Source organism: Fibrobacter sp. UBA4297, assembly GCF_002394865.1.
In the GTDB taxonomy this organism is placed as follows: Bacteria; Fibrobacterota; Fibrobacteria; order Fibrobacterales; family Fibrobacteraceae; genus Fibrobacter.
On sequence record NZ_DGUZ01000011.1, the window covers coordinates 1 to 13,964 of the forward strand.

General features: G+C 45.3%; 8 protein-coding genes and 1 pseudogene. 4 read left to right on the forward strand and 5 right to left on the reverse strand.

What is annotated here, in order from left to right:
- The first annotated feature begins 188 nt into the window (after positions 1–188).
- Positions 189–1,169: a PD-(D/E)XK nuclease family transposase gene (locus B3A20_RS05910; protein WP_290762771.1), complete on the forward strand. Its 981-nt coding sequence runs from the start codon at positions 189–191 to the stop codon at positions 1,167–1,169.
- Between the two features lie 106 nt (positions 1,170–1,275).
- Positions 1,276–1,482 (forward strand): hypothetical protein, encoded by a 207-nt coding sequence (locus B3A20_RS05915; protein ID WP_290762772.1) that lies wholly within the window; start codon positions 1,276–1,278, stop codon positions 1,480–1,482.
- 203 nt (positions 1,483–1,685) lie between these two features.
- On the opposite strand, the gene B3A20_RS05920 is transcribed toward B3A20_RS05915, so the two are convergent.
- From B3A20_RS05920 to B3A20_RS05935, 4 genes are read right to left on the reverse strand one after another with little or no spacing between them, the layout of a single operon-like run.
- Positions 1,686–3,023, reverse strand: a complete 1,338-nt coding sequence (locus B3A20_RS05920; RefSeq protein ID WP_290762773.1) for a formylglycine-generating enzyme family protein — start codon at positions 3,021–3,023, stop codon at positions 1,686–1,688.
- Between the two features lie 8 nt (positions 3,024–3,031).
- Positions 3,032–4,312: a formylglycine-generating enzyme family protein gene (locus tag B3A20_RS05925; protein ID WP_290762774.1), complete on the reverse strand. Its 1,281-nt coding sequence runs from the start codon at positions 4,310–4,312 to the stop codon at positions 3,032–3,034.
- A 22-nt stretch (positions 4,313–4,334) separates the two neighbouring features.
- Positions 4,335–5,657, reverse strand: a complete 1,323-nt coding sequence (locus B3A20_RS05930; protein ID WP_290762776.1) for a formylglycine-generating enzyme family protein — start codon at positions 5,655–5,657, stop codon at positions 4,335–4,337.
- Positions 5,658–5,712: 55 nt separating this feature from the next.
- Positions 5,713–6,774, reverse strand: a complete 1,062-nt coding sequence (locus tag B3A20_RS05935) for a formylglycine-generating enzyme family protein (protein WP_290762777.1) — start codon at positions 6,772–6,774, stop codon at positions 5,713–5,715.
- Between the two features lie 503 nt (positions 6,775–7,277).
- Between B3A20_RS05935 and B3A20_RS05940 the strand changes: the two genes are divergently transcribed.
- A complete protein-coding gene (locus B3A20_RS05940; RefSeq protein WP_290762779.1) occupies positions 7,278–8,288 on the forward strand; it encodes an Rpn family recombination-promoting nuclease/putative transposase in 1,011 nt (336 codons plus the stop codon).
- Positions 8,289–8,486: 198 nt separating this feature from the next.
- Positions 8,487–12,932 (forward strand): acyl-CoA dehydratase activase, encoded by a 4,446-nt coding sequence (locus tag B3A20_RS05945; protein WP_290762781.1) that lies wholly within the window; start codon positions 8,487–8,489, stop codon positions 12,930–12,932.
- Between the two features lie 154 nt (positions 12,933–13,086).
- On the opposite strand, the pseudogene B3A20_RS05950 reads toward B3A20_RS05945, so the two are convergent.
- Positions 13,087–13,964 (reverse strand): annotated as a pseudogene (locus B3A20_RS05950) (hypothetical protein); the annotation flags it as partial.

Consider the following 13,964-nt stretch of genomic DNA (forward strand, 5'->3'; position numbering starts at 1 on the left):
ATCGTTAGAAACAACAAAATCTTTCTCATACAACGCAATATACAAAAGTAGCGTCATTTGCAATTGTCAGCGCATGCCCCGCTCCTGCCTAAAAATATTTTACAAAGTTTTCATGAGCCAAACGGCTCGCTGAAGCGTGTTAATAGTATAGGGGGCAAATCATAACCAACCCTCTAAAGGAATTGTAAATGACCGAAAACAACACAACTTCAGAAAAGAAAGCCTACTACATCGTTACGAACGAACAGGGCGAAGAGTTCTTGCTCCCTTATTACAGCGAAACGTTTCGCGTGCTGATGGATGACAAGGACACCATTCGTGATATTCTCAATTGTTTGCTTGGGCTTGACCATGACCATGAAATCATCGATCTCGATTACGAGTTCGAAAAGCCCATTGACGTTTTCATGCCGGAAGATGATTTCGCACGACTTGACGTGTGGGTAACCACCAAGGATAACCGTTATTTTAATATTGAGTTACAAAATCGTAGCCACCCTTTCTTTTTGGATCGATTGCAACTTTACAATTCCTATCAAACATTGCGTGGCAAGTACGAGTATAACAGGTCGACGTATTTCAAATTGATGGACGAAAAGGAGCGTAAGGTTCATTTTTATGAACTTCCCGAAACGGTATCCATCTGGCTCTGTCATTTCTCGATTCTCAAGTCAAAAGATATTTTTAAGGACACTTGGGCGGTCTATAGCGAGGACGAAGTTCGCCGTAGCGACTCAACACATCGTGCTCTTCCTATTTTCAGTAAAAATAGATATATTATAGTAGACCTTCCGAATTTCAAGAAACTGCGAAAAAACATCAGTTCACGCGAGGACTATTGGCTGAAACTTTTGTCGCAGGGTCCGCTTGAAGTTCCCGAATTGAAGGACCCGATCTTTAGGGACGCGCTCAACCGTTTGCGCGTAAGCCGCATAAGCCCTGAACAGCTTAAAGCCTTGGAGGAACATATGTTCGACAAACACGCTGATGAAGCTATCGAAGCCGAAATTTGGCTCAAAGCAGAAGCTAAAGGACGAGAACAGGAACGTGCAGAAAATAAAGTCGATACAGAAGCCGTTCTGCGAGCCAAGGGTCTTTCTGAATCGTTGATTACTGAAATACAATCCGAGCTTGAAGCCCTTCGACAAAATCGTCACGTAGAGAAATGAGCTTCTTTTCGACCCGCTTCAGCGTAGCAATTTCACTAAGCGGGGCTGTTTCGCTACTCAGAATTGGACTGCAATTCGGTGAAAGTTTTTAGAAAGGTGAAAACATATGTTCGACAAACACGCTGATGAAGCTATCGAAGCCGAAATTTGGCTCAAAGGACGTGAACAAGGGCGAGATAACCGAAATGTTGAAATTGCTCTCGACATGCTTGCCGATAACAAGCCGATCGAGGAAATCGTCAAGTACTCCCGTCTTCCTGAAAGTAAAGTTCTTGAGCTGAAACAGTCACTGGCGAAGGAAACGCGCAAGTAACAACTGTATCTTCTCGGCTGGAGCCTGTCCCGCACTTGTTGCGGGATGCCAGGAACGTTTTTTTGTCATCTTGAGTGTAGCACGCAAGGGCGAAATCTGCATTTCGTCATTCCCGCGAAGGCGGGAATCTTCTGTAGCAGAGTATGTGTATATGAAAAATGAGGCCGTAGGCCTCATTTTGATAATCTCATTTCAGGAACAGGTTATTCCTTGTCAGACTTAACTTCGGTCCACTTGGCGTTATTGCCGATGTTGCGAATGAGGCGGAAACCGCCCGATGTAGCATATTCGGAGAAACCGTAAGTTATGTTTTCCCAACGTGGATATCCCCAGCGAGTCCCGATATAATTGTCACCACCTTTTCGACAATATGGATGAAGTGTATAACCAAAATCGGGACCCTCAAGTAATACTAATTCCCAAACCAAGCCAAAAATATCGTATAGACCATAACCATTTGGTTGTAATTGTCCGACTGGTTCAGTTGCTTCCATATTTTCACCTCCAGTTCCAAATCTTGCATATTTCAAAGCATCTTTATAGTTTGCAGAATCTCCCCAAGGTGCTCTATTTTTCTTATCTCCGCCACGCGCAAACATCATCCACTCATTATAATAAGGAAGGCGATACCCATCCGAAGTACTATCCATGGATACAAGAACATAGTCATAGTTTATTTTGCGAAAATCACTATAACCTATAATATATTGATTTTTTGATAAGATTCTTTCTTTACTATGAGAGGCTTTCCTTGATATAAGTTTTTCTTTATCAATTCCATTAAATGTAAATTTGTAATATGGCTTAAGTCCATCGCGAATGCTACGCGCATTTGCGTAACTCATTGCTTGGAATATGAAAATATAATTTGCAGCGGAATCATTTGCAGGACAGATTCCGTTTTGTAAGCTTTTGGTTTTTCTATAAACCATAGTTTTATACCAGTTGGAATATGTCGAATCAGGAATATCATTCCATCTTAATTGTATAAATTCGCAGTTGGTTACAGGATATTTGTCTATTAAATAAGAACCAGAAACAGAAACAAGCCTTTTGTAATCTTTTGTTCGAGGAGGAATAGCTCCTCCTCCGTGATATTCCCATTCGTCAAATTGTATTTGCGACATGTCTTCAATAATGGGAAATCCCGATTCATAGTATTTTATCGGCTTTTTTTTACTAGAATTCTTTTTTTGATCGTCGAATCCTAGCAAGACTTCCTCGTTATTAAAATTTAAATACTTCATTCCTATGGCTAAATTAATACGATGAGAACTATCTGATTCTGGTAAATACACGTTAATCGATTCAGTTCCAACAAGCGTTGGAGCTTGAAACGCAACACAAGAATCATTTAAAATCACGGTTTTAAGAGAGGTTTCCCAAGTTTGCACCCGGCGATTCAAACAAATTCTAATCGTTTCAGTTTTTTCAGCCTCAATCCAAATTTCTTCATTTAAAGAATCAGATGTTAAATCAACTTTTTTGTCGGCCAAGGCAAACGCAAAGCAGGCGGCGATTAATAGAAAAATCAGTTTCATAGAAATACTTAATCCTTAACTTCGATCCACTTGGCGTTATTGCCGATGTTGCGGATAAGACGGAAACCGCCAATACTACCATATGAATAATACCCATAGCTAATATTTTGCCAATTATCATCAGCGGTTCCCCCCTTTAAATAAGAAGGACAATTGTTTTTCCTTTTACAGTTTGTATTAGCGTAACGAGGTCTATTGGGGTTAGGTCTTGATAATATTTGGTACTTTCTGAATTTTTGGGGTTTCTCTAATAAAACCAGTTCATTAACTAGACCGAAAATATCATACAAACCATATCCATTAGGCTGTAACTGGCCTACAGGTCCTGTTATAGAACTATTTATTTTTTCATAATATTCAGTTTTATCATTGAATTTTGCGTATTTTTGTACATCTTTAAACGTCGCTGAATCCCCCCAAGGTGCTTTGTGCTTCTTATCTCCGCCTCGAGCTAACATCATCCATTCATCGTAATAGGGTAGTCGATAACCATCCGAAGATGAATCAACTGAAACTTTGATTCGCGTTTCATCATGGTGGGTGAAATCACGATAGCTTATAATATATTGACCTTCAGATATAGTTTTATCATATTCAAATTCATTTTTCGAGAATGTTTCTTCTGAAAATGTATAATACGGTTTTAATCCTTCTCGAATACTGCGCTCATTTGCATATTTTAAGGCTTGATATAAATAAACAATATTTGTCGCAGAGTCGTGTGCGTCGCAACCTTCTTTACGTACGCTTAACTTCTTTCTTTTAATCCAATTTTTTTCTTTTTCATCATGTAGTTCTGAAGGAATTTCATCCCACATTAATTGTAAAAATTCGCAGTTAGTAACAGGATATTTATCAACTAAAAACATTCCTGTGATTTTTGCTAGTCTTTCATTATCTATATATTCATGCATATAATCAAATCCCAATAGAACCTCTTCATTTTTAAAGTCAAGGTACTTCATCCCGACAGTAAGATTAATTTTATAGGCACTGTCAGAATCAAAAAATTTCACATTAATTGAGTTGACACCGATAAGCGTTGGAACTCGAACTTTTAAACAGGATTCACCAAGAATTTCAGAATCCAGTGCAGTGTTCCATACTTGTACTTTGGAATCTATGCAGATTTTTACCGTTTCATTCTTTTCAACTTCAAGCCAAGTTTCGTTTTTTAAAGAACCTCGATTTAAAGCGATATATTTTTCCCTATCTGAGCAGGCTGTACAAAATAACAAGTCGGCTATTACGGCCCCATAACTTGCAACCAAACACAAAATCTTTTTCATACAATTGAACATACAAAAGTTGTCATTTGGACTTGAGATAGGTCCACTTAGCATTATTGCCGATGTTGCGGATTAGGCGGAAACCTGCTCCATAACCTTGATGACCTGGCTCGTAATATCCGTAGCTTATCCATTTCCAATAAGGACTTAAGGTGTCGTCGGATCCGTCTTCTAGAGAAACGTGATAATCTCCGCCCTTCAAACAAGACGCAAAACCAAGGTCTCCTCTAAACAATCTTGATTTTAAGAGTACATGCTCTTGAACGAGACCAAACATATCGTATAATCCGTATCCATTGGGTGTCAGCTGGCCAACGGGTTCTGTTTCAAAAGAAACCATTTTTGTTTTAAATCTAGCGTATTTTTTTGTTTTTTCGAAAGTGCCCGAAGAGTCTCCCCAAGGGGCCATATTCTTTTTGTCGCCACCACGTGCAAACATCATCCATTCATTGTAATATGGAAGTCTATAACCGTTCGAGGTACTGTCGTCAGAAACTTGAATATAATTGATATCATGTATAGTAAAATCCCTACGAGTTACTATACGTTGTGTAGTCGATAAAATACTTTCTCTTTCTGCATATTCTTCTACAGGAGTAAATATATAATAAGGCTTTAGACCTTCACGAATACTGCGTGCATTTGCATATTTCATAGCCTGAAATAAAGATACAGTATTGGCAGCCGTGTCCTGTGTTATACAGTTTTCATTACGTGTATAAGCTCTCTTTCTGTTTAGCCAATCTTCATAATAATCCTTTCTTAACGATTCGTTTCTATACAAGGATGTTGCTGGAATGCTATCCCACATCAGTTGCGTAAACTCGCAGTTGGTAACAGGATATTTATCGACTAAGTAAGTGCCCGTTACAGAAAATAGTCTTTCTGGATCTTCGTTTTTGCATAGACCGACAAGTTGGTTTTCTCGACATGTGTTAAATCCTAACAGAACTTCTTCATTCTTGAAATTTAAGTATTTCATTCCGATGGCTAAATTGATTTTATGCGAACTATCCGCTTCCGAAAAAGACACATCAACAGTTTCGACTCCAACAAGAGTCGGAGCTTGGAAAACTAAGCAGGAATCATTGAGAACACTTGATTTTAATACCGTCTTCCAAGCAAAAACTTTCTGATCAACACAAATTTTAACGTTTTCATTTTTTTCGACTTCAAGCCAGTTTTCTTCACCCAGAGAATCTCGGATTACATCAAAGATTCTTTCTATCGGGCTAAACTGCTTTATTATTTCCGCTGAAATATCCTGTTTTTTAACGCTATTCGAGCACGCATTCAAAACAAGAACAAAAAAAGATACACATAGTAAAAGAATCTTTATTTTCATACAACAGAATATACAAAAAAAGGAAATTGCTCGGTTCTACATTTTCAGGAAAAAATTATTCCTTGTCAAGCTTGACATCGGTCCACTTGGCGTTATTGCCGATGTTGCGGATGAGGCGGAAACCGCCGGAATAACCTGTATATCGATCCTCAGAACGATAACTATAGTTTATCCTTTTCCAATCGTGAAAAAGGCTTCCACCCTTCAAACAAGACGGACAATTTTCGCCTTCTTTTAAACAATATGGACAATCTCCTGGACGGCATATTTCCGCTCTCTCAGGTCCACCAGGATTAATCATTATATAGGAATTAGGTCTTAACCAATTGTGATCTTCTAAAAGAACGTGTTCTTCCACCAAGCCCAAAACATCATACAGGCCATAACCATTAGGCAGCAACTGACCTACAGGTTCTGTTTTTACATGTTCCTTATATTTGGCAAATCTTGCATATTTTGTAACGTCTTTAATTTTAGTGGAATTATTGCACCAAGGCGTCATGGCCTTTTTTTCTCCGCCGCGAGCAAGCATCATCCATTCATCATAATATGGTAGCCGGTAACCATCAGAAGTTGAATCAGCGCTAACATGAATTGCTTTTTCTTCATGATTGGAAAAATCATAAGACATAATGATATATTGATGCAATGGCCCTTTGCGTTGTTTAGTATAGTCACGATAGTGAATTGCAACATATTGATATCGCGGATTGATTATTGAATCGTCATATTCACCTGATTCAGGTTCAATTATTTTTATATTTCTATACTTTGTCGCAGAAAATTTATAATACGGTTTTAGTCCTTCTCGAATGCTGCGCGCATTGGCATACATCATTGCCATATACAAAGAAATCATATTTGCCGCAGAATCATGGGCATCGCATTTTTCGTTACGCATGCTGGACTTTTTTCTTTCTGACCATTCTTTTTCAATCTGATGATCCTTTGGATTCAGGGGAATTTCATCCCACATTAATTGTGTAATTTCACAATTAGTTACAGGGTATTCATCTACTAGATAAGTTCCCGTAACGTACACCATCTTTGACCCATACATTTGAAACAGATCTTTTCCGTATAAAGTTTCTTCATTTTTGAAGTTCAAATACTTCATGCCGACTACTAGATTAATTTTATAGGCACTGTCAGAATCTGGAAACTTCACATTAATTGGATAGACGCCGATAAGCGTCGGAACTTGAAATTTTAAACACGAATCGTTTAGAACTTCAGTATCCAGCGAAGTCTCCCACGTGCGGACTTTTGAATCGATGCAAATGTTGAGGGAATCATTTTTTTCGACCTCGAGCCAAGTCTCAGCGTTTAGGGAGCTGCGCTTTAGCGCGATATATCTTACCGATTCTGTACATGATGAGCAGAATAGCGAACAAACAATCAGAGCAAACCAAATTACAACTAAACGCAGATTCTTTTTCATACAACGCAATATACAAAAGTAACGTCGTTTGCAATTATCCACGCATGCCCCGCTCCTGCCTAAAAATATTTTACAAAGATTTCTTAGACCAAAAGGCTAAAAAACGCGTGTTAATATAATGGAGGGTAAACTCTGCAAACTTGCCTTCCAAGATTTATACATGATAAAGCAGGAGAACTATGTCAGAAAAACAAAATACGCTCGAATTTTCCATTCCCTCATCTCGCGATCAACTGGTCGAGAAAACAATTGAAGAAATCAAGAAACACACCTATCTCGATCCGCTCTTTGATGCAGCATTCAAGGCTTTTCTGAGTGATGAAGAAGCTTTGGTCAATTTTCTGAATGGGGTATTTCATCTGAATGAAGACAACAAGATTGAATCCGTTGTCATCAAGAATTCCGAAATCAACATCATTTTTCCATCGGCAAAGCAATTCAGGCTCGACATTCGTGCCAAAACTTCGAAGGGAATTTGCATAAACATAGAGATGCAAAAGGCAAGGCCCGACTACTTTGTCGACCGAATTCTTTTACAGCAATCTGCATTCATGCTCCAGAGTAAATACGAATGGGACAAGCTGAATTTCGGAGACCTTCCATCCTGTCTAACTAAAGAGGAACGTGCCGAGCGCGAAATCCACCGGTACGAAGTTCCTCCGACTTACGCCATCTGGATTTGCGATTTTTCCATAGGCAAACAGAAGTCGTTTCGTGGAGATTGGGCTGTTCGCAATAAGAAAGGCTTGACACTAACCGACAAGATGATGTATATTCTATATGATCTGACGAAGTTCAACAAACCTTACAAAAAAATCACGACAACCGAAGACCGTTGGCTTTATCTGCTAAAATATGCCGGGAAGGCCGAAAATCTTCCGGATTTCAACAATAGCATCATTGCGAAGGCAATCAACAGAATTTTGGTGAACAGAGCGTCAGAAAAACTCATCAGGGAACAGGCTAACGATATGGTATGGACAGAAGAGGAATTGGATCACTTGGCTTTGCTGGAAGTACGTGCCGAAAAGAAAGGACTTAAACAAGGGCTCGAACAAGGGCGTGTCGAAATGGCTCTCGCCATGCTTGCCGATAACGAACCTATCGGAAAAATCGTCAAGTATTCGCATTTGCCTGAAAGCAAGATTCTTGAGCTGAAGGCTTCATTGATGGGAGATGCTATCAAATAACAGCTCAATCCACCCCTGAAGTGCATATAAAAAGAGGTCTACAGGCCTCTTTTTGTTTTGCGCGGTCCCTCACGACAACCTGCACATGCAAGCAATTACCTAAAATTCGCCAAATTGCGCGTTTTATCGCCTTAAACGCCAAAAAACATTTTCAAATAATGAAAAAAAACTAAATTTGGCTTCACTATGAATACTTCTATGAACGATTTATGGGTGGGTGTCGACGTAGGCTCCACCACTGTGAAAATTGCTGTAGTCGATCCCGAGACATCTAAGCTTTTACACTATACATATCAGCGTCATAACGCCATGCAGGCGAAAAAGGTCTACGAGGTCCTGCGCGAAGCCCATGCCCTTTTCCCGGGCAAGAACTTCAGGGTCACGTTCTGCGGTAGCGGCGGTCAGCCGTTCGCCGAGGCCACTCACGCCTTCTTTGTGCAAGAAGTAGTCGCAAACGCACTTGCTGTGCGTGCCACCTACCCCGATTCCAGGGTCGCCATCGAACTCGGCGGTCAGGATGCCAAGGTTGTGTTCTTCGAAAAGGACAAGACCACCGGTAAGCTCATCGCCTCCGACATGCGCATGAACGGTGTCTGCGCCGGCGGTACGGGTGCATTTATCGACCAGGTCGCGGAACTCCTCCGCATCAAGACAGAAGTATTCGAAAGCTACGCCAAGCGTGGCCAAAAAGTTTATGAAATCTCGGGCCGTTGCGGTGTGTTCGCGAAGACGGACATCCAGCCGATGCTCAACAACGGTATCGCCAAGGAAGATATCGCTCTTTCCAGTTTCCACGCCATTGCAAAGCAGACCATCGGCGGTCTCGCCCAGGGCATGGAAATCAAGCCGCCTGTCATTTTTGAAGGTGGTCCTTTGACGTTCAACCCGACTCTCGTGCGCGCATTCAAGGAACGCTTGGGCATTTCCGACGAACAGGCGATTGTCCCGGAACATTCCGAAGTGCTCGTGGCCATGGGTGCCGCTCTCGCTAACGGTTCCATGTTCGCAAACCAGGAATGCATGTACCGCGAAGAGGGTTCTCTCGACGCTCTCGTGCACTTTAACGAAATCCGCCAGGCCGAGAACAAGGCAAAGGCAGCCTCCGACCTCTTCTTCCAAAGCGAAGCGGAATACAAGTTGTTCCTCGAAGAACACAAGATGGCGGACAACCATTACCCGCAGCCGCCTTCCGGCACGACCATCAACGCCTACTTGGGCATTGACGCGGGCTCTACGACCACGAAGTTCGTGCTCATCGACGAAAACGAAAAGGTCATCGACGGCTTCTACGCCAGTAACGACGGTGAACCGCTCGCCGTCTTGAAGCGAGCCATGGTGGACCTCGCCGACCGCTACGAAGAATACGGCGTAAAGCTCAACATCTTGGGCGTGGGTACAACCGGTTACGGCGAACAGCTCTTTGCAAAGGCCGTCCACGCGGACTACCACACTGTGGAAACAGTCGCCCACGCAAACGCGGCCCAGCGCCTCTGCCCCGACGTCTCGTTCATCTTGGACATCGGCGGTCAGGACATGAAGGCCATTTCCGTGCAAGACGGCGTCGTCACCGGCATCATCCTCAACGAAGCCTGCTCCTCGGGTTGCGGTTCATTCATCGAAACGTACGCCCGCAGCCTCGGCATCCCGATGGAAAAGATTGCGGAACTCGCATTCAACTCCAAGAGTCCGTCTCAGCTCGGCAGCCGCTGCACCGTGTTCATGAACAGTTCCATCATCACGGAACAGCGCGACGGCAAGCAGCCCGAAGACATCATCGCGGGCATCTGCCGCTCCATCATCAATAACGTTTTCACGAAGGTCATCCGTATCCGCAACCTCAACACGCTCGGTAAGAAGGTTGTGGTACAGGGCGGTACATTCAAGAACAATGCCGTTCTCCGTGCCTTCGAACAGTACACGGGTCTCAAGGCCATCCGTCCGGAACGCCCAGGCGAAATGGGCGCTATCGGTATCGCACTTTTGACCAAGAAATTCATGGAAGAAAAGCGTGCCGCCGACCCGAACGTGCAAAGTAAGTTTATCGGGCTTGAAGCCATGCGCACCTTCAGCTGGCACAACCAGCCAGGTCAGCTCTGCCAGTACTGCACCAACCACTGCTCCCGCACCATCGTCACGTTCAGTGACGGCCAGAGCTTTGTGACGGGCAACCGCTGCGAACGCGGCGAAGTCACCGCCGACCCGAACGATCCGGCCACAAAGAAGCTCATTGCCGAAATCAACAAGAAGATGCAGGCTGTGCCGGACATGATCAAGCGCACGAACCAACTCTTGGTCAAGGACTACGCTCCGCAGATTCTCTTGCCGCAGAACGGAAAGACCATCGGTATCCCGCGCGTGCTCGAATTCTGGAACAGCCTCCCCTACTGGAAAGCATTCTTCACGGCCCTTGGCTACACCGTTGTCGTAAGTCGTCAGAGTGATTACAAGATGTTCGAAGCGGGCCTCCACAGCGTGCCCAGCGATACGGTCTGCTTCCCGGCCAAGCTCGTCCACGGTCACGTGCTCAGCCTCATCGAAAAGAAGGTCGACCGCATCTTCTTCCCGATGATGATTTCGCTCCCCAGCGACCACACCAAGTTTAACGCCACAACGGTCTGCCCGGTCGTGCAAGGCTACCCGAACATTTGCCAGAACACGGACGAACCCGAAAAGAATTACGGCATCCCGATGGACCAGCCGATTTTCCACTGGGCAAACACGAAGCTCCGCAGAAGCCAGACGATTGACTGGTTCCACGACAATTGGAACATCGATAAGAAGACTTTGGACAAGGCCGTCACGGAAGGTGAAAAGGCTCTTAATAATTACCGCACCACGCTCCTCGAAGAAGGCCAAAAGATTCTCGACGACGTAAAGGCAAACGACAGCTTTGCCGTGGTAATTGCAGGTCGCCCCTACCATGCCGACTTGCTCATCAACCACAACATTGCAAGCCACTTTACCGCAATGGGCATTCCGGTGCTCACCACCGAATCGCTCCCGGGCGTTTACGATCAGGACGTTCCGAGCCACACCCGCGTAGAAATCAAGAATACGTTCCACTTGCGCATGCTCGGTGCAACGATGATTGCTTCGAGAGACCCGCACGTTGAACTTGCCCAGATCGTGAGCTTCGGTTGCGGACACGACTCCATTTTGACCGACGAAATGATGCGCATGATGCACCGCGATTCCAACAAGGAAATGCTCATGCTCAAGCTCGACGAAGGCGACGCAAGAGGCCCGGTGGGCATCCGCATCAAGAGCTTTATCGAAACCGTGAAGGCCCGCCGTGCGGCGAACCTCCCGGAAAAGCCGATTTCGAACGAACCGCAGTTCCACACGCCGTACGTGGCAAGCGACAAGACGAAGCGTATCATCTTGACGCCGAACCTCTCCCCCGCTTTCGCAATTCTCGCCAGTTCCTACATCCAGGGCAAGGGTTACCTCTCGGATTACCTCCCGGTTGCAGACAAACGCGCTATTGAACTCGGCAAAAAGTACGTGCACAACGACATTTGCTTCCCCTGCCAGATCAACATCGGCGAATGCCTCAAGTGGCTCGAAGAACACCCGAACGTTCCTCAAACTGAAGTTTCGATGTGCTTAGCCAAGAACTGCGAAAACTGCCGCGCCGTGCAGTACTCCGTACTTGGCCGTAAGGCTCTTGACGAAGCGGGCTACAAGGACGTTTCCATCATCACGACCGGCATCGACTATAAAGGCATGCATCCGGGATTCCAGCTCGGTCTTGACTTCCGCCTCCATACACTTTGGGGCCTTGCATTCATGGACGCCATCGAAACGGCATACCGCGCAGTCCGCCCCTACGAAATCAACAAGGGAGATTCCAAGAAGATTTACAGCAAGTGGATGCCGGAACTGATGAAGACCGCCGCCACGCTCAAGAAGACGGAACTCGGCTCACCAAAGCGCCTTGTCGAAATGCTGCGCCAGTGCATCGACGAATTCAACAAGGTCGAAATCACGGAAGCCCGCCAAAAGGGCATCCGCAAGCCGCGCGTTGCCGTGCTCGGCGAAATCCTCATGAACTATCACCCGAGCGCAAACGGACATGTCGAAGACTACCTCATGGACAACGGCATGGAAGTTTACCTCCCGGGCATGATGGACTTCTTCCGCGTCGACGAAGTTGTGCGCGCCGAAAAGATCAAGCGCGGATTCTCGGCAAACCCGATTGCAGACCGAATCGAAGGCAGCGTCACGTCAAAGCTCTTTGAACACGCCGCAGCAACAGCCAATAAGGTTATGCAGTCGTTCAAGCTCTACGAACACCACGCAGACTGCTTCGAACTTGTGAACTACATCGACGGTATTATCGACCCGACATACAACACGGGCGAAGGCTGGCTCATCCCGGCAGAAATCCTTTACAACTCGAAACACGGCATCAACAGCTTCATTATTGTGCAGCCGTTTGCCTGCCTCGCCAACCACATCAGTGGCCGTGGCCTCACGAAGGCAGTGAAGGAACGTTGCCCGCACGTGCAAATCCTGAGTTTGGACTACGATCCGGATACCAGCTTTGCCAACATCGAGAACCGCTTGCAGATGCTCATCATCAACGCTCGCGAACTCGAACGCGCGAATAAGGTAAACGGCCCTGCGGCCAGTAGGCAGTAGGAAGTAGACAGTAGACAGTGTCATCCTGAGCGAAGTCGAAGGATCTAAACATTAGAAGAGGAACCCCCAACGGGGTTCCTTTTTTGCATTTGCAACAAAAAAGCTTCCTCTTTCGAAGAAGCCTTTTTCACTTTGACATTAAATCGTTAGCGAATTAGCGGACTGCAATGCGCTTCGTAGCGAGGACCTTGCGGCCTTCAACGAGGCGAACAATCACAGCGCCCTTGCCAGCAAACTGAGCCATGTCAACGGTCTTTGCAGCACCGGAGAATGTTTCAGAGAGGAGCATGTCGCCGCGAACGCTAAAGATCTTCACGGACTTCGTGCCGTTGGAGGTCGTTGCGATGCTCAACATGTTGTTAGCAACAGCCATGCTAGCCTTGGCTTCAACAGCCGTGGCAAGAGCCAACGTGCCATTGTCGCGACCGATAACCTTTGCCGGAGCCGGCTTCGGTTCTGCGAGAATCGGAGCCTTCGGCGCTACAACATCATCACCGCAAGAAACTTCAGACCACCAGTAGGTATCAACAGCGCGGTTGTTGATCCAAATGTCATTAACCTGGCCACGTTCCGGGTTCAGAGCATAGCACTTGCCTTCAGCCATTTCATTGAGACCGGCGTTGAAGCACTTGCCATTGTAATCACCAGAGCCGTTCACGAATTCAACGCACTTAGCAACGACGATTTCGCTAGAGCTAGATTCCGGTTCAGAAGAGCTGGAGGATTCTTCGCTGGAGCTGGAAACGACGACTTCGCCGCATTCCGTTTCTTCCCACCACCAATTGTCGTTGGCGCGGTCGTTAATCCACTGCTGACCCTTAACGTCGTTAGCGCGGTCATCCTTCAACTTGTAGCACTTGCCTTCTTCCATGTCGGCAAGACCAGCGTTGTAGCACTTGTCCGTCGTGTAGTTGCCTGTGCCGCGAACGAATTCTTCGCACTTGGAAACGACAACTTCGCTGGAGCTGGATTCTTCGACAGAGCTAGAAGATTCCGGTTCTTCGCTGGAGCTAGAGACTTCTTCAGAGCTAG

Coding starts and splice junctions, on each gene's coding strand:
- B3A20_RS05920 (WP_290762773.1), bottom strand. CDS start 3,023: ATGAAACTGATTTTTCTATTAATCGCCGCCTGCTTTGCGTTTGCCTTG.
- B3A20_RS05910 (WP_290762771.1), top strand. CDS start 189: ATGACCGAAAACAACACAACTTCAGAAAAGAAAGCCTACTACATCGTT.
- B3A20_RS05945 (WP_290762781.1), top strand. CDS start 8,487: ATGAACGATTTATGGGTGGGTGTCGACGTAGGCTCCACCACTGTGAAA.
- B3A20_RS05930 (WP_290762776.1), bottom strand. CDS start 5,657: ATGAAAATAAAGATTCTTTTACTATGTGTATCTTTTTTTGTTCTTGTT.
- B3A20_RS05925 (WP_290762774.1), bottom strand. CDS start 4,312: ATGAAAAAGATTTTGTGTTTGGTTGCAAGTTATGGGGCCGTAATAGCC.
- B3A20_RS05935 (WP_290762777.1), bottom strand. CDS start 6,774: ATGAAGTATTTGAACTTCAAAAATGAAGAAACTTTATACGGAAAAGAT.
- B3A20_RS05940 (WP_290762779.1), top strand. CDS start 7,278: ATGTCAGAAAAACAAAATACGCTCGAATTTTCCATTCCCTCATCTCGC.
- B3A20_RS05915 (WP_290762772.1), top strand. CDS start 1,276: ATGTTCGACAAACACGCTGATGAAGCTATCGAAGCCGAAATTTGGCTC.